Source organism: Microcoleus sp. T2B6 (assembly GCF_036700475.1).
Taxonomy (GTDB): domain Bacteria; phylum Cyanobacteriota; class Cyanobacteriia; order Cyanobacteriales; family Microcoleaceae; genus Microcoleus.
In genome coordinates this window covers 1-15858 of the sequence record NZ_JAUBOZ010000138.1, presented here as the reverse complement: position 1 = coordinate 15858, position 15858 = coordinate 1, and the positions used below count along the sequence as shown (strand labels likewise).

Annotated in this window: 19 protein-coding genes; 8 read left to right on the top strand and 11 right to left on the bottom strand. The window is 43.5% G+C overall.

The window, feature by feature from the left end; genetic code table 11:
* The coding region (locus QUA00_RS33235) for a transposase (RefSeq protein WP_333412720.1) at positions 1–267 on the top strand (267 nt) is incomplete at its 5' end.
* Here QUA00_RS33235 and QUA00_RS33230 read toward each other — a convergent pair.
* Positions 264–365: an element excision factor XisH family protein gene (locus QUA00_RS33230; RefSeq protein ID WP_333412718.1), complete on the bottom strand. Its 102-nt coding sequence runs from the start codon at positions 363–365 to the stop codon at positions 264–266. The two genes, QUA00_RS33235 and QUA00_RS33230, sit on opposite strands and share 4 nt — an antisense overlap.
* Positions 366–367: 2 nt before the next feature.
* Entirely contained in the window at positions 368–919 is a 552-nt protein-coding gene (locus tag QUA00_RS33225; RefSeq protein ID WP_333142980.1) for an acireductone dioxygenase, read from the bottom strand.
* A 226-nt stretch (positions 920–1145) separates the two neighbouring features.
* Here QUA00_RS33225 and QUA00_RS33220 point away from each other — a divergent pair, with 226 nt between their 5' ends.
* The 5 genes from QUA00_RS33220 (at position 1146) to QUA00_RS33200 (ending at position 5943) form a co-directional block, all read left to right on the top strand.
* Positions 1146–2111: a M48 family metallopeptidase gene (locus QUA00_RS33220; RefSeq protein ID WP_333035150.1), complete on the top strand. Its 966-nt coding sequence runs from the start codon at positions 1146–1148 to the stop codon at positions 2109–2111.
* Positions 2112–2336: 225 nt separating this feature from the next.
* The gene (locus QUA00_RS33215; RefSeq protein WP_333412716.1) at positions 2337–2762 is read left to right on the top strand and encodes a DUF4359 domain-containing protein; all 426 of its coding nucleotides are present in this window, start codon (positions 2337–2339) and stop codon (positions 2760–2762) included.
* A 227-nt stretch (positions 2763–2989) separates the two neighbouring features.
* Positions 2990–3556, top strand: a complete 567-nt coding sequence (locus QUA00_RS33210; protein ID WP_333412714.1) for a TerD family protein — start codon at positions 2990–2992, stop codon at positions 3554–3556.
* Positions 3557–3589: 33 nt separating this feature from the next.
* Positions 3590–3793, top strand: a complete 204-nt coding sequence (locus QUA00_RS33205) for a hypothetical protein (RefSeq protein ID WP_333142923.1) — start codon at positions 3590–3592, stop codon at positions 3791–3793.
* Positions 3794–3960: 167 nt separating this feature from the next.
* A complete protein-coding gene (locus QUA00_RS33200; protein WP_333412712.1) occupies positions 3961–5943 on the top strand; it encodes a TerD family protein in 1983 nt (660 codons plus the stop codon).
* Positions 5944–6016: 73 nt separating this feature from the next.
* On the opposite strand, the gene QUA00_RS33195 is transcribed toward QUA00_RS33200, so the two are convergent.
* Entirely contained in the window at positions 6017–7417 is a 1401-nt protein-coding gene (locus QUA00_RS33195; RefSeq protein WP_333412710.1) for a glycosyltransferase, read from the bottom strand.
* A 99-nt stretch (positions 7418–7516) separates the two neighbouring features.
* Between QUA00_RS33195 and QUA00_RS33190 the strand changes: the two genes are divergently transcribed.
* Both QUA00_RS33190 and QUA00_RS33185 read left to right on the top strand, forming a co-directional pair.
* On the top strand, positions 7517–8761 hold the full coding sequence (locus QUA00_RS33190; RefSeq protein WP_333412708.1) for an ATP-binding protein: 1245 nt from the start codon (positions 7517–7519) through the stop codon (positions 8759–8761).
* The gene (locus QUA00_RS33185; RefSeq protein WP_333412706.1) at positions 8754–9386 is read left to right on the top strand and encodes an RloB family protein; all 633 of its coding nucleotides are present in this window, start codon (positions 8754–8756) and stop codon (positions 9384–9386) included. Before QUA00_RS33190 ends, QUA00_RS33185 begins: the two co-directional genes overlap by 8 nt.
* Positions 9387–9537: 151 nt before the next feature.
* Here the strand turns inward: QUA00_RS33185 and QUA00_RS33180 are convergent, their stop codons facing one another.
* The 8 genes from QUA00_RS33180 to hisH all read right to left on the bottom strand — a co-directional run bounded on the left by QUA00_RS33180 (position 9538) and on the right by hisH (position 15736).
* Complete coding sequence (locus QUA00_RS33180) at positions 9538–9717, bottom strand: hypothetical protein (protein WP_333146304.1); 180 nt, start codon at positions 9715–9717, stop codon at positions 9538–9540.
* A complete protein-coding gene (locus tag QUA00_RS33175; protein ID WP_333146302.1) occupies positions 9714–10061 on the bottom strand; it encodes a hypothetical protein in 348 nt (115 codons plus the stop codon). The genes QUA00_RS33180 and QUA00_RS33175 overlap by 4 nt, the downstream gene beginning before the upstream one ends.
* A gap of 43 nt (positions 10062–10104) precedes the next feature.
* A complete protein-coding gene (gene hpsO, locus QUA00_RS33170; RefSeq protein ID WP_333320636.1) occupies positions 10105–11274 on the bottom strand; it encodes a hormogonium polysaccharide biosynthesis glycosyltransferase HpsO in 1170 nt (389 codons plus the stop codon).
* Positions 11275–11403: 129 nt separating this feature from the next.
* Complete coding sequence (hpsN, locus tag QUA00_RS33165; RefSeq protein WP_333412703.1) at positions 11404–12378, bottom strand: hormogonium polysaccharide biosynthesis glycosyltransferase HpsN; 975 nt, start codon at positions 12376–12378, stop codon at positions 11404–11406.
* 186 nt (positions 12379–12564) lie between these two features.
* Positions 12565–14025 carry a phosphoglucosamine mutase gene (glmM, locus tag QUA00_RS33160; RefSeq protein ID WP_333412701.1) on the bottom strand — a complete coding sequence of 487 codons (1461 nt, stop codon included), beginning with the start codon at positions 14023–14025 and terminating at the stop codon, positions 12565–12567.
* 256 nt (positions 14026–14281) lie between these two features.
* The gene (gene rsmD, locus QUA00_RS33155) at positions 14282–14824 is read right to left on the bottom strand and encodes a 16S rRNA (guanine(966)-N(2))-methyltransferase RsmD (RefSeq protein ID WP_333146293.1); all 543 of its coding nucleotides are present in this window, start codon (positions 14822–14824) and stop codon (positions 14282–14284) included.
* Positions 14730–14954 carry a hypothetical protein gene (locus QUA00_RS33150; RefSeq protein ID WP_333412699.1) on the bottom strand — a complete coding sequence of 75 codons (225 nt, stop codon included), beginning with the start codon at positions 14952–14954 and terminating at the stop codon, positions 14730–14732. The genes rsmD and QUA00_RS33150 overlap by 95 nt, the downstream gene beginning before the upstream one ends.
* 146 nt (positions 14955–15100) lie before the next feature.
* Positions 15101–15736: an imidazole glycerol phosphate synthase subunit HisH gene (gene hisH / locus QUA00_RS33145; protein WP_333412697.1), complete on the bottom strand. Its 636-nt coding sequence runs from the start codon at positions 15734–15736 to the stop codon at positions 15101–15103.
* Positions 15737–15858: the final 122 nt, after the last annotated feature.

Genomic DNA, 15858 nt, shown 5'->3' with positions numbered 1-15858 from the left:
GCTAGTTTTCATAAAAAAGCAGAGACTTTGCAGAAAATAGCGTCAGAGATGCCGAATCTAATCATAGAGTTTTTGCCCAAGTATAGCCCTGACTATAACCTAGTTGAATTAGTATGGCATTCCGCCAAGGAATATGTTGCTAATAGATTATTTGAATCCCTTGAAAAACTAGAATCACTGTTACATAAACTTTTAAATGAAGGAGAATTAATTATGAAATGGAACCGAAATATCAAAAACAAAGGTAACTTAGTTAATGCAGTTTAGATGTCGAACAGCTTATGATAAGGATCATGAGTAATTGTCCAATCCTGATTTTGGAGGGCAGTCTTGACGAGTTCATGAAACTTATCTTTAGCTGGCATATTTAAACGATGGCTAAGCCCGATCGAATTTCCGTATCGGTATACTCCGGCGTCCAGCCTTCTTGCGTGGTAAAATAGCGCACCGCTTTAATTTTCCGGGCTGCTGTCAAATAAAACCAGTGTTCTGTATTCGCCGGCACGTTGATAAATTCTTCCGGCTGCACAGTGAGTTCGACTTGGCTACCGTCGGGCCGCACGAAGCCGAAAATGCCCTCGCCTGCTACGATATAGCGGACTTCATCATCGGCGTGGATGTGGCACTTGTTGAATTTGGACAGCAAGGTGTCGAGGTTGGGAATGTCTGGGTGCAGTACAATTAAGTCTCGCGATTGATAGCCTGCCGTTTCCTTGAGTTGTTGAAAGTAGCCGTCGAGGCCTTGCAGCACTTGCTCTTTTTGATTGTCGTCAAGAGCATCTTTAGCTAACAAATTTTGAATTTCAGCGCTGTCACCCACGGGCCAGCGGTTGAGTTGAATGTTTAAGGAAGCGAGTTCTCGGGTAATGTCGCTTTGTTGAGTGTAGGTTGTACCGTTTTCGAGTTGCAGGATAGCCATTTTTGCACGTTCCAATTTTTGGGTGAGGCGATACACAGGCACTGTGAAAGATGTTTGTCGATCGCGCCTGTACCAGAACCACAATTTTAACGCTAATTTGAACAAGCTTCCGGCCTGTTCCACAACAGTTCAATATTTGTCGCGATAATATTGATAAGTCAGGCGCCAGCTAGCACCAGCAGCGATCGGCATTACTGATATCTTAAATGTAACTTTTGCAACCACTATGCCTACTTATACTGGAATTTCTAGCGAAGCATTTCAGCATCCCCTCGATCGCCAAGCTGAGGAAGCGTTACGCAGCGTGCCTGGATTTGACTTAATTGCCAGCAAATTTGTAGAATTTGTCTACGAACGACCGCAATTCGTTTACCTAATGGGAAATAGCATTCAAGTCGGGCCTCGCCAATATGCCAGCATTTATCATATATTTCGGGAGTGCTTGCAGGATTTAGATGTTTTTCCCGAACCGGGTTTGTTTGTTTCTCAGAATCCCTCAGTTAACAGCTATGCCCTGGGAAAAAACCAGCCTTATGTAGTATTAAACACTGGTCTTTTAGACTTATTGGAAGAGCCAGAAATTCGGGTAGTATTGGCTCACGAGTTGGGACACATTAAATGCGGTCATCCAACTTTAAATCAAATGGCCACGTGGGCGATGAGCGTTGCCTCGACAATTGGCGAGATGACTTTCGGGCTGGGAAATATGGTCGGTAGCGGTTTAATTTACGCTTTTTACGAGTGGCGTCGCAAGGCGGAATTATCGGCAGACCGGGCGGCTTTGTTGGTAACGGATGACTTAAACAGTGTGATGAAGACGATGATGAAACTTGCCGGAGTTAGCAGTAAATATGCTGACCAATGCAGTTTGCAAGAATTTATCCGCCAGTCTGACAACTATCAAGAGCTCGATCGAGACAATCTCAACCAAGTGTATAAGTTTTTACTTTACAACGGCGGCCAAGGCGTGATGCTGAGTCACCCTTTCCCGGTGGAACGGCTGAGGTATTTGCGAGACTGGGCAAGTTCCGAGGAATACCGCCAAATTAAGCTGGGGAACTACAAGCGGGCTGTAGCTGAGGGTGCGGTTGATGTCAAGTCCCAAGCGCCTAACAGTGAGACGGAGGCTTTGCGTCGTCAGATTGAAGAGTTGCAGCGGGAGATCGATCGGCAAAAATCAAAGCGAAACTAAGTTTAAATTCCTCGTCCCCAGGCTGTGCCTGGGAACCAGCTAAATGTTTTGTTGAAGATTTACCGGATTTGAGGGAGGGGGAAACGTAAAAGGAAGGTAAACCAGTGAGAGACTTACTCGCAACGGGCCTCCAATCTAAAAACTGTCCCCTCCTTTCGGAAATCTGTTTCTGAGGAGGTGTAGTTTAAATCAAGAGAAGCTTATAAATCAACGGGGCTAAAAAAAATGAATATTGATAACGCAATGAATACTAACAAGCCAACTTCTAATTTTTTCGGCAATGTGGGAAAAGTGGCGATCGCCATGACTCTTCTGGCTGCCGGCATGGCATTTACAAATCCTGGGAGAGATCAATACCTAACTTATGCTTCCAGCGTACTCCAAAACGAGTTGGAAAGCACTGTGTGCAAAGATTCTCGCGTGCCGAAAGCTTTGGGCGGCATTACAGATACTTTGATCGGCAGTTGCAAGAATTTACTGACTTCGCAGCGGGGCACGATCGAAAGCTTGCTCGACAATACAACGCAGCGTCAGAATTTAGGCGTTGTCAGCATTTATACAACTGAACTGGGCAAAAAAAGCTATCAAACGGTTGGAGCTTTTGGTAATTTTGTGACGCTGCCACCTAGTTCTGAAAATGCTCAAAATTAGAGTCAAATTAAGTTCAATTGCCGAAACCGGGTTTTGTATAAAACCCGGTTTTTGCTTAGGTAATTCTCTCTGAGTAAATCTCACTAAATTCGGAGAGCGGTAGCACATATTTTTAATCCGGCCCGCTATTAGAGACAAAATATTAAGTTTTCTTAAAGAAGAAAAGTTATTGTGCCACTTAATATTAACATTAACGCTATAAAGTTTGATGTTTAACAAATAAGCAGATGGCAATGCAATTAAGTAAGGGTGAGAGATTTAATATTTCTAAAGAAGCGCCCGGTTTAAAAAAAATGGCGATCGCCCTCGGTTGGCAGGTGACAGAGGCAGGACAAAGCTACGAGATAGATGTCTCTGCCTTTATGCTAGGTGCTGACGGCAAAATACCTAACGATAAATATTTTATCTTTTACAATAATCTGCAATCCTTTGACAGTTCGGTACTGCAATCGATTCCTGAGAAAAACAACCGAAGTCAAGAGAATAAGACTATTTACGGCGTTATCTTAGAAAGAGTTAATCCTGAAATTGAGGAAATAACTTTTGTTGTCACTATTCACGAAGCAGAGAAAATCCAGGCAAATTTTAGCAATATCAAAAATGCTTTTATCAAAATTATCAATTTGGATACGGGAAGCGAACTGGTTCGGTATGAATTAAAAGAGAATTTTTCGCGAGAGACTGCTGTAGAATTTGGTCGTTTGTATAGAAAGAATGGAGAGTGGAGATTTCAGGCGGTAGGAGCAGGATATCAGGCAGGATTGCAGAGTTTTGTTGACAAGTATTGCAGCTAAAGTAGTAATAATATTGCTCCAATTAATCACGAGTTGGCAGCGGTCACAGCAGCAGATGATTTGCAGTTCCCGGCTGGGGAGTTGGAGGTGAAGCCAGAACCGGAAGCGGAACAGTCTCGTCTGGAGCATTTGGTAACTTTGTTAACTTGCTACCTTGTTTTGAAAATGCTCCAAACCAATGTCAAATTAAGTTCAATTGTAGAAACCGCTTGGGAAGAAAGCCCGGTTTTCACTTAGGTAATTCTCTCTAAGTAAATCTCAATAAATTCAGATACAGACACCAGATATTTTTAATCAAGCCTGCGATTAGAGAAACTCTGTTAAATTTCATTAATTAAAGAACTTCTTATGCCACTTAACCTTAAGATGAGTAGTATAAATTTTTATCTTAAACAAATAAGCAGATGGCAATGCAATTAAGTAAGGGTGAGAGATTTAATATCTCTAAAGAAGCGCCCGGTTTAAAAAAAATGGCGATCGCCCTCGGTTGGCAGGTGACAGAGGCAGGACAAAGCTACGAGATTGATGTCTCTGCTTTTATGCTAGGTGCTGACGGCAAAATACCTAACGATAAATATTTTATCTTTTACAATAATCTGCAATCCTGTGACGGTTCGGTGCTGCAATCGATTCCTGACAAAAATAACCGAGGTCAAGAAAAGAAGACTATTTACGGCATTATTTTAGAGAAAATTAATCCTGAAATTGAGGAAATAACTTTTGCGGTCACTATTCATGAAGCAGATAAAATTAAAGCCAATTTTAGCGAGATCAAAAATGCTTTTATCAAAATTACCAATTTGGATACGGGAAGCGAACTGGTTCGGTATGAATTAAAAGAGAATTTTTCGCGAGAGAGTGCTGTAGAGTTTGGTCGTTTGTATAAAAAGAATGGACAGTGGAGATTTCAGGCGGTAGGAGAAGGATATCAGGCAGGATTGCAGAGTTTGGTGGACAAGTATTACAGCGGAAATAGCAATAATATTTCTCCCATGAGTAGCGAGTTGACAGCGGGAACAGCAGCAGATGATTTGCAGTTGCCGGCTTGGGATTTGGAGGTGGATTCAGAACCGGAAGCGGAACACTCTCGTCAGACTCGAAGGGTACAGCCATCACGAATTAACAATCAAGTTAATAATAATTCGCGAAGTCGCAAAATACCCGCAGCTTTATTAGCAGGTTTAGGGGTTTTGGTGTTGGGAACAAGTGTAGGGACGATCGCGTTTATGCGATCGGGAAATGAAACGCTGAAGCAAGCGAAAATACTGGCAGTGGAAACGCAGAATGCAGGGAAAGCCACCGATGTAAATCTGCTCAGAAGTTTCGATAAACGACTTAAAGAAACGATCGCGAATTTAGATAAAATTCCTAACTTTCCCGGCTTTGGATATCAACAAGCTAGAGCTGATTTGCTTAAACTGCGCCCGAGTTTGGTTCCTGTACAGCAAAACTTACAGGCGGCAGAAAGTCTAGCAACGGCTCAAAAATTGGCGATGGAAGCTGCTGTGGTTGTGCAAAAACCGCCTCATCCGATCGAAGTTTGGCAGCAGTCGCAAAGTAAATGGCAACAGGCGATCGCACTTTTAGAAGCGATAGATTCACGTACACCTGTTTATAATCTAGCTCAAAATAAGTTATCTAATTACCGAGCCAATCACGCTGTGATCAGTCAAAGAGTTGCGATCTCTCAAAAAGCTGCAAATTTTAGCAACCAAGGTTCTTTGAAAGTTCAAAAGGGAGATGTTCCGGGGGCGATCGCAAATTTTACTCAAGCTTTAACGCTGAATCCCAACATACCTCAAGCTTACCTCGGATTGGGGATTGCTACGTCAAAACAGGGAAACAAGCAGCAGGCAATTTACAATTACGAGCGAGCGCTGCAATTTAATCCTAACTTGGCAGAAGCTTATTTCGGTCGCGCTCAAGCATACTATGAATTGGGAAACAAGCAACAGGCGCTCGGGGATTACGAACAAGCTATTCGCGTTAATCCTAATTATGCTTTGGCTTATTTGGAACGAGGTGCTATTCGCTGTATGTTGGGAACAAAATCGCCAGCCGTATCAGATTTTCAACAAGCGGGAGAACTTTTCTTAAAGCAGGGAGACGGAAATAATTACAAATTAGCGCAAAGCTTTATTAATGATTGTCAAGAACCGAGTGCAGAGTCTGCAATATGCGATTATCGAAGGAACATAGACTCCTTCGGCAGACCCTGCGGTCGCTCTGTTAATGTTCCGATTATAATTAGAAGAAAATCCCCGACTGCTACCTCAAACTCTGAGTCTACTGATGTTAAAAGCAATAGCAGCGTTGAAAAAATATTGCCTGCATATTCTGATAGCAGCAGCACAAGAACTCGCAGCAGGAGAAGAAGTAAAAGGTAAATGGCTGTTGCATTAGTCAATATAGGAACCGCCAAGACGGTTAGGACGTTGTTAATGGCTGAAATGATGGATTTTATTGCTTCTTCCTTCTTGCTTTTTCCTTCTTGCTTCTTCCTTCTGCTATAGATGACAAAATCTGCTGGTAAGCATCGATGGTTTGTTGGGCGATCGCCTCCCAGTTATAATGCTTTTTGGCATACTCTTGGCCGTTCAATCCCCGGCGTTGGCATTCCTGTGGATTGAGAAGTGCTGATTTGATTGAATTGGCGATCGCCCCTACTTCCAAAGGCCCCACCCAACCAGCTTCTGCTTGCTGTATGTCTTCCGCAATATGTATGCGATCGGAAATCGCGACAGGTACACCGGCGGCCATCGCTTCTGCTACAGCAATGCCAAAGTTTTCGTAATAAGAAGGCAATACAAATAAGTCGGCTTTTGTCAATAGTTCAACTTTTAAATCACCGCTCACAAAGCCAGTTATTGTTGTGTATTTTGCTAAGCGTGAATTCTGAATTTGTACTTTAATTTGTGTTTCATAATCAGCATCTTGGGGATTTGAACCAGCTAAAATAAAGTGAAACTCCATGCCCGATGCCAAAATACTTTCTAATGCTGGAATTAACAAATCCAGCCCTTTTTTCGGTTCAATTCGCGACATAAATAAGATGATTGGCACTTCAGATTCCCGCAATCTCTTAGGAAACAAACCTGCTGTCACCCCCAATGGAATCACCAAATCCAGTGGCACAGGCATCTTGCCTGTGAAGTCCAAATCCCGTGGCACAGGCATCTTGCCTGTGGAGTCCAAATCCAGTGGCACAGGCATCTTGCCTGTGGAGTCCAAATCCCGTGGCCCTGGCATCTTGCCTGTGAAGTCCAACTCCTGTGGCACAGGCATCTTGCCTGTGCAGTCCAAATCCCGTGGCACAGGCATCTTGCCTGTGCTACCCAAACCAAATCTTTCTGAGATTTTAGCCTCTTCTTTACTTGTGAAGTGAATTGCTGCTGCCCCTGCTAAATTAGGGCGTTCTAAAAGCGTGGCATAAATCTGTTTCAAGCGCTTTTTTTTCTGCAAGTCGGCGGGGTCAAGCATACCGCAGGGACGCATAATATATGGCAAATTGTGATATCTAGCAATTGTAGCAGCGAGGGTAGTTACTGGCGAGAAAAGAGCGTGAATGTGAGCGAGGTCAAATTGTCGCGCATTTTCATTCAACCACTGCAATAACGAGAGAGAAAACTTATATCTACGAAACGGAGAACAGCGGAAATAAATAATCTGATAGCCGTTTTGTTGTATTGGTTGATTTAAAGGAACATCTAAAGGAAGTTGACCGATATCTCCGTTAGAATCTGTAGTGATAATTGTGACATCAATACCTTGGGAAGCGAGGGCCGCAGAAAGTCCGAGTACCATTTGACTCGGCCCGCCGTAGACGAGGGAAATTGAGGGGATAATTTGGAGAATTCGCATGGTTAGCACTTGGTGTTAGCTGAGGTAGCTGGTTGTGTTATTATAGAAAGAATTGCAAAATTTGCACGTTATACTAATTTAGGCGATCGGAGGCAAGTTATGCTGATTGGATTCAGCGTCGGCAACTACAAATCTTTTAAAGAAACTGTCACCCTCAGCCTGGTAGCTTCGTCAATTACTGAGGAAGACAAAGAGCTGGATGAAAATAATGTATTCCCAATTAATGATAAGTTAAGCTTACTCAAAAGTGCTGCTATTTATGGAGCTAACGCCAGTGGTAAGAGCAACATTGTTGCTGCTATTAACTTTATGAAATGGTTTGTCCTCAACTCATCCAAAGAAACGCAAGTTTCAGACGCGATCGATATTGAAGCATTCAGGCTAAGTACGGAGACAGAAAAAGAGCCGTCTTTCTTTGAAATCGTTTTTCTACTAGAAGACAAAACTTTTAGGTACGGTTTTGAGGTGAACGCGCGGGAAGTTGTTTCTGAGTGGCTATTTCAAGCCGATGACAGTGAAGAAAAAATGATTTTTGAACGGGATTTTGATAATTATATATTAGATGATTTCCCAGAGGGACAAGGCATTAGCGATAAAACCCGAATTAATGCTTTATTTCTTTCTGTAGTCGCACAATTTAATGGTAAAATTTCTGGCAAAATATTGCTGTGGTTCAGTAAAACTTTGCAATTGATATCAGGCTTGCAAGATACACAATACCGCGAGGAAACTTTAGAGTCTTTTGAGAACGATCGCCACAGACATGATATTATTGAATTTATCAAGAAATTAGACTTAGGGATTGCTGATATTCAAATCAAAAAGTATATTTCCCAGAAAACCGCTATGTTCGGTATATATGAAGTAGGCGTGAAAACAGTTCACCGGAAATATGATGCTGATGGGAAACAGGCTGCTATAGAATTATTTGATATCGAAACGCACGAATCCGAGGGGACAAACAAACTATTTGCATTAGCAGGCATTCTCCTGGATACTTTAAGAACAGGAAAAATTTTATTAATTGATGAACTTGATGCCAGACTACATCCGCTGATTACTCGCGAATTAATCTGCTTATTCAATTCTAACGAGACTAATCCGCACAACGCACAGCTTATATTCACTACACACGACACAAACTTGCTCAGTAGTAAAAGTTTTCGCAAAGATCAAATATGGTTTACCGAAAAAGACAACAAAGGCGCTACTGATTTGTACTCTTTGGTAGAGTATAAAGTCGGAAAAGATGCCTCATTCGAGCGCGATTACATTATCGGCAAGTATGGCGCTATCCCTTTTATTGGTAATTTTAAAGAACTAATAGGTGAACTTCATGAATAAAAAAAGTTCGTCTAGAAAAACAAATATTGATTACTACAATAGAAAGGTTAAAACTAGAAGATGGTTTTTAATCGTGTGCGAAGGTGAGAAAACAGAACCCAACTATTTTAGAAGTTTCCCGGTAGACACAAATGTAATTAAGCTGGATATCAAAGGAGAAGGAAAAAATACGAAGAGTTTAGTAGAAAAAGCTATTGAGTTAAAAAACGACACAGAATCCGACGAAAAAGACCGATTTTGGTGCGTGTTCGATCGCGATAAAAACCCTAAAAATCCTAACGACTCGCAAAATTTTAATTCAGCCATAACTCTTGCAAGAAATAACGGCATTGACGTAGCTTATTCAAATGATGCTTTTGAATTGTGGTATTTGCTGCACTTCCATTTTTATAATACGGGAATTTCTCGCCAGGATTATCAAAATATGCTAACCAAGTTATTGGGACACGAGTATAAGAAAAACAGCGAGACGATTTATGAGGAACTAAAAGACAGACAGCAGGATGCAATTAAACACGCAAAACGGCTTTTACAGGAATACGATCGCCCCAATCCTGAAACGGACAATCCTTCAACAACAGTACATTTGCTAGTCGAAGAACTTAACAGTTTTCTTCCTGATTGATGAGGGAGAAAGTTGTAGAAACCGGGTTTCTAGCCGCCCCATGCGTAAGCCCTGCAACTTTCGTAGACGAGGGAAATGGAGGGGATAATTTGGAGAATCCGCATGGGGGATAGTTATTTAAATCAACATACCAACATCTCCCATTACAAATTTAATTATCTGCAAAAGGCTGCCCGTCTAGCTGTTCAGCTTCCTCTCTCTTTGTTGCTGTAATTTGGGTATTGTGAGCCATTGTCTTGGAAAATTCATACATTTCACTGGCTTTTGCTTCCGCGGCTTTCACAATTTCCAGGATTTCCAGGAGTTGGCTTTCATCTGGTAATTGTTTCATGGCAATGCTTCTAATCTCTCAACTACTTTGTCTATCATAATTTTCGATTCAGGAGCCATATGTAGCAAGGCTGCTAAATAATCTCCTGCTTTTTGAACATCTTCATCGGGCACACCAGCCATCAATACATTGCCCACAATGTGCTCTGCTTGTAAGCGAACACCTGATACGCAGAATTGAAAATTACTGATCGAAGAAAAGTATTGCATCAGTATTTCATTCTGGGGAAAAAGAGACATTGCTCTTCTAAGTGCAAAAAGTCCCTGCGTTGCTTGGCGATCGCTATCGTCTAGTACCTGGTAGAGTTCGTCAACCAAAGAGCGTATCTCGGAAGGAATAGACATTTACTACAGTTTTTATTTAACACTTGCATTATACTGCTAAAAGTTACAACAATTCTTTGTAGAAGTCCAATAACTGCTCAGCTAAAGCTTTATTTGTATAATTGCTCATCGCTCTATGATAACCCCGATCGCCCAAATCGGCCGCCAACTCCCGCCGCTCCATCAATTTCTGCAAACACTCTCGCAAAACCCCTGCATTTCCTTCTGGGAATAATAACCCCGCATCGCCGATGACGTGGGGAATTTCCCCGCAGTCGGAACCAATAACCGGAATGTGACAGGCCATCGCTTCAATTAAAACGTGACCGAATTGTTCTTTCCAGCCCACCGTGGTCAGAGTTTTGAATTTATAGCTGGTTTGCGAGGGCAATACCAAACAGTTCATTAAGTTAATGTAAGGGGGAATTTCTTCGTGGGAAACGCTTTCTACCCAGATTATTCGGTCGCTGATTCCCCCTTCAATACATTTTTCGGCGAGGTGCTTCCGCAATTTTCCTTGTCCTACTAACAGCCACTTCCAAGAGATTTTTTTCAACCCTGCCAAGGCTTCAGCTAAAGTCAACAATCCTTTTTCTTCGACAAATCGACCTACAAATCCTACCACAAAATCGGTCGGTTTAATGCCAAAGCTGCGCGATAAATCAGCGTCTTTACCAGTGGGGCGAAACAAAGTTTCATCTACGCCGAGTTGTGGCATTACTTTTACCGCACCTTGATAGCCCCGCTGCCGCAAAATTTTAGCTCCATCTAGGTTGCCTGCAATAATTCCGTCGGTGTGCTGAAGATTGTAATTTTCTAAGACTGAAACGGGCCACTTCAATTGATAAGGCAGATTCCACCAAGTAAATAATATATTTTTTGCTTGCAGTTTTAGGAGTTTATTGAGTAAGATTAACTGAGCGCAAGCAAGAGATTTTGCACCTTGTTCAACTTGAATTATCTGCGGTTTAATTTTTTGCAGAACTTCAATTAAATCTATACCAAAAGTTAGTAACCCTTGATTGTTTTGACTAAAGTTGGAAACTGGGACTACTTTAAATGAGCCTTTTTCATAAAATTGCGTTTCTATAATTTTATTTTGTACGCCTCCCGGTTTCCAACGCTGCGGCACTACAACTGTTACTTCAATATCGGGTTCTAGGTTGGCTAATATCTTGAATTTTTCCCGATTAATGTCCACAATATAGGTGTGACTAGCCACGAGAATTCTCATTTATTGGGAATGGGGAATGGGGCATGGGGCATTGGGCATTGGGCATTGGGAATGGGGCATGGGGCATTGGGAATGGGGCATTGGGCATTGGGAATGGGGCATGGGGAATTGGGAATTGGGAATTGGGAATTATTGAGCGTTAATCTTGTCTTGATGGGTGTAAGTTTGTCCATCATTCCACAGAGATTGAATTAGTGTATTTATAGCACTGAGAAAACCCAGGATATAAAAAGCAAATCTAGTTATAATTTTAATGGGCGAGTGGCTTTTATAACAAGGTGGATTTCCCCAAACGTGGCAGTCAAACAGTTTGGCAAAAAATCGCAGGCATTGAAAGGCTGTTAAATTTTTCAATCCCATGAGGAAATGGTTGTGATAAAATGTGACTTGATACTCGATCGATCGCGTGCTGACATCGTGACAGCCCCCGCTCTCTTCCCCCAAGTGAACTAAAGACGCATTGGGATCGTACCAAATTTTCATGCCAGTCGATCGCAATCTCAAACAAAAATCCGACTCCTCCCGCACCGCACTCCCTGCAAACCGCTCGTCAAACCTCAGCCCGCATTCGGCAAAAACCTGTCGGCGAAATGACATATTGCAGCCTCTAGCCGAGAGCACCTGCTGCGGTTTTACTGTATGCACCAAATCGATAAAATACCAGGCAATCCCCGCATCCATAGCTTCTGATGGCAAATATTCGATCGCCAAATCGCCTCCAGAATTATCCAGTTTCATTCTGTCAAAAACCCTGCCCGCCACACATCCCACATCGGGTTTTTCTAAATAATTGTCAGCGTGAGCCGCCAAAAAACCATCTGGCAATTGTACATCATCATCAATAAATAAAATAATCTCTCCAACTGCGCGCCGCACTGCATAATTTCGAGCACCAGGCAAACTCGCCCAATCTACTCTAAACCAGCGAATTTGGCCAGCATTTGCCAATTCCTCTAAATAAACTTGAGTTTCCGATTCGTGGGTGCGAGTTTGATCGATTACCAGCACTTCAAAATTCGGGTAATTTTGCCCAATCGCATCAGCCAATGTCTCTCGCAGGGGCTGCTCGCGGTTGTAGGTGGGTATCACAACAGAAATCATCATCACACAATTGAGTGAAAATAAAGTTAAGGGTAGGCAGGATGCCTGCCCCACTCGTTATTTTTGGAGAAGTTGATTAAAACTCGAAATTAATAGTTAGAAATTTTGATTTATGAATTTTGAATTAAAAGATTTCAACTCAAAACTCAAAACTCAAAACTCAAAAGTTTTAGGAATTCCCCCTTTCCATCAGATAGCTATGTGTTGCTGAACTGCTAAAACTAAATTTTCAGTCCAGAAATTAGCCAATTCGGCGCTGGCCGCTTCCACCATAACTCGAATTAGCGGTTCAGTGCCAGAAGCGCGAACCAAAACCCGTCCCTGTTCTCCCATTGCTGTTGTAGCACGTTCGATCGCACTTTGCATTTCCTCGCACTCGTGCCATTTCAGGCGTTTTTCGCGATCGTCCACCCGAATATTTCGCAACAACTGCGGATAAGTTTGGAAACTGCCACTTACCAATTGTGCCAAAGATTGCCCGGACTGGCGCACCAGCGAAGCCAAATGCAAAGCTGTCAGCAAACCGTCGCCGCTGACACCATAATGCGGACAAAGAATGTGTCCAGACTGTTCGCCGCCCAACATCGCACCAGTGCGCTGCATTTCAGCGTGAACGTACTGATCTCCCACGTTGGTTCTAGTTAGTTTGCCCCCCAATTCTTCCCAAGCTCGCTCGAAGCCGAGGTTAGCCATTACAGTAGAAATAATTAAATTGGATGGTAACTGTTCGGAGTCGCGTAACTGCCGGCCCCACAGATAAAGAATGTAATCGCCGTCAATCGTTCGACCTTGGTTGTCAACACACAAAACTCGATCGGCATCGCCGTCAAAAGCAAAGCCCAAATCGGCATTGTGTTCCAAAACAGCCGCTTGCAAACTGTCGAGATGAGTAGAACCGCAGTTAACATTAATACGATCGCCATCAGGAGAGTCGTGCAAACAGATAACATCCGCCCCCATTTGCGCGAACACCGCCGGCGCCAAACCCGCGGCCGCCCCCCAAGCCAAATCCAAAACTATCCGCATTCCCTCCAAATTCATCTGTTGCAGCGAATCACAGAGGGAAGTGGCATAATCTTTAACCAACTCAGACCGATGGTAGTGGTGTCCCAAACCCAAGCTAGCAATTGGAACCTTTGCCCCCCGGATTCCCGCTTCGATTTGTTCCTGCAACTGCTGCGACAGCTTGGAGCCGTTTGAGCCGAAAAATTTAATGCCGTTGTCTTCTGGGGGATTGTGAGAAGCCGAAATCATCACTCCGCCGACCGACTCCGAAACGCTTGCCAGATAAGCAACGCAGGGAGTGGGACACAATCCCAAATTCCAAACTTCTAAACCGGCGGCTGTCAAACCCGCTGACAGTGCCATTGCCAGCATATCGCTGGAATTCCTGCTGTCTTGCCCCAAAATCACAGGCCCCTGGTTGGGGGAATTTTGCCGTAGAACTTGTCCAGCCCAGAAGCCCACTTGCAGGGCTAGGGGTGCATTCAGCAATTCTCCAACTTTCCCGCGAATGCCGTCTGTTCCGAAGAGTTTGGTATTGGGCAGGGGGAGGCTATCTCCCACCAGAATCGTATCGCGTTTGACTGGCTGTACCGAGTTAGCAGCCGGAAACTCGCTGCCACGAGGGCGCGAAGGTGTCTGAACCATATTCACTCCTTTAGGAATATTCACACTCACAGTTTGGGTTCATGTTACAACTGAAAGTCTTTATTTTCAGCCTAAACTCCATTTATTTCGTCAATTGCTGAAGCAACTTGCTTTGACAACCTACGCACCAAGCTTAACTTCATCGGAAAAATTTGTATTGTACGCAATGGAAAAACTTTTAGTACCGGGGGCGCCAACGCCAGGAAACCCGGTTTCTTTTTGCCTGCAGGAGTGACGCTGCTGCGGTTTGAGCCTCTCAGCAACTGCGGGTATAGAAGGTTAATGCTGTATTGCCGTATATTTTATGGCGGCAAATTTCTAGGCCGGAAATTGGTTGTGTCGATCGCTCCGGGCTGTGTTCGACGGCCATTTCGCCGAGGAGTGCTAGCATTTCTTGGCTGGCGATCGTGTTTAACACAGGTTCGTACAAGTCGCTGGCGTAGGGCGGATCGAAGTAAATGCGATCGAACTGCTGCCCCGCTAGTGCCGCCAACTTCGCCGTCGCGTTTCCCCGCAGTATTTGGAATGTTTGGGACGAGTCTGCTATTTTCTCCCAGTTTTCGCGGATAATCGCACAAGCTTTCGCCGACTGTTCGATGCCAGTGACACTCGCGGCTTGACGACACAAAGCTTCTGCACCCATCGAACCACTGCCTGTACAAATGTCAAGCCATCTGCAATCTGCGATCGTCCCTTGCCAAATATTAAATAAAGCTTCTCTGACTCGCGAAGGTGTAGGGCGAGTTGCGAGTCCCGGCAGGGTTTTGATTTGGCGATTGCCACTGATTCTTAAAGTCATTTAGGAAGAAGGAAGTTCGGCAACGGATTGTGTAACGGATGTAACGGATGTAACTCACATCTTGCACCATTCTCAAGAACAGGCAAGATGCCTGTTCCACAAAGAGTAAATTTTCTTGTGGAACAGGCATCTTGCCTGTTCCTAAACAAGTAATTGAGAATGGTGCAACATCTCAGATGTAACGGATGTCAGGAAGAAAGAAGAAGGAAAAAGACTTTTAAAAATGTCAAACCCGGTTTCGGCAATCTACCGGGTTTTTTTCAAGACTCATGCCACCTAAGCGGGTACTTTTTCCCTCACCAGACTGACAAAATTTGACAGCATTTGCAATCCCGTACTCGAAGACTTTTCCGGGTGAAATTGCACGGCCATCAAATTGTCTTTAGCTATACCCGCCGTCACGTTTTGACTACCGTGAGTCACAATTGCCGATCGCACTTCCAAATCAACTGGATCGACATAATAAGAATGCACGAAATAAACCCAAGGATCGGACGGTAAATTTTGCCACAGCGGCAAATTCTGCTGAGTAAGTTCCAATTGATTCCATCCCATGTGGGGAATTGTCAAACCCGGTTCCGAGCGAAATCGGCGCACTTTTCCCGCAATAACGCCCAATCCCGGTTCTACGCCTTCTTCGGAACTTTCAAACAGAATTTGCAAACCCAAACAAATGCCTAAAAAAGGTTTTCCAGAGGCGATCGCCCTTTTTATCGGTTCTATCAAATTGCGCGAGCGTAAATTCTGCATTGCCGGGTCAAACGAACCCACTCCCGGCAAAACCACCGCATCAGCCTGCTCGATTATAGCAGGAGAATCTGTAATTTTTGGCACTGCACCCACATTTTCCAAGCCTTTACAGACTGAGTGCAGATTGCCCATGTCATAGTCTACTACTGCAATGACAGACATTGACTTACTTGCCTTATATGATCGATATCAGTATTATTGCATACAATTAGTCATTAGTCATTAGTCATTAGTCATTAGTCATTAGTCATTAGTCATTAGTCATTAGTCATTAGTCATTAGTC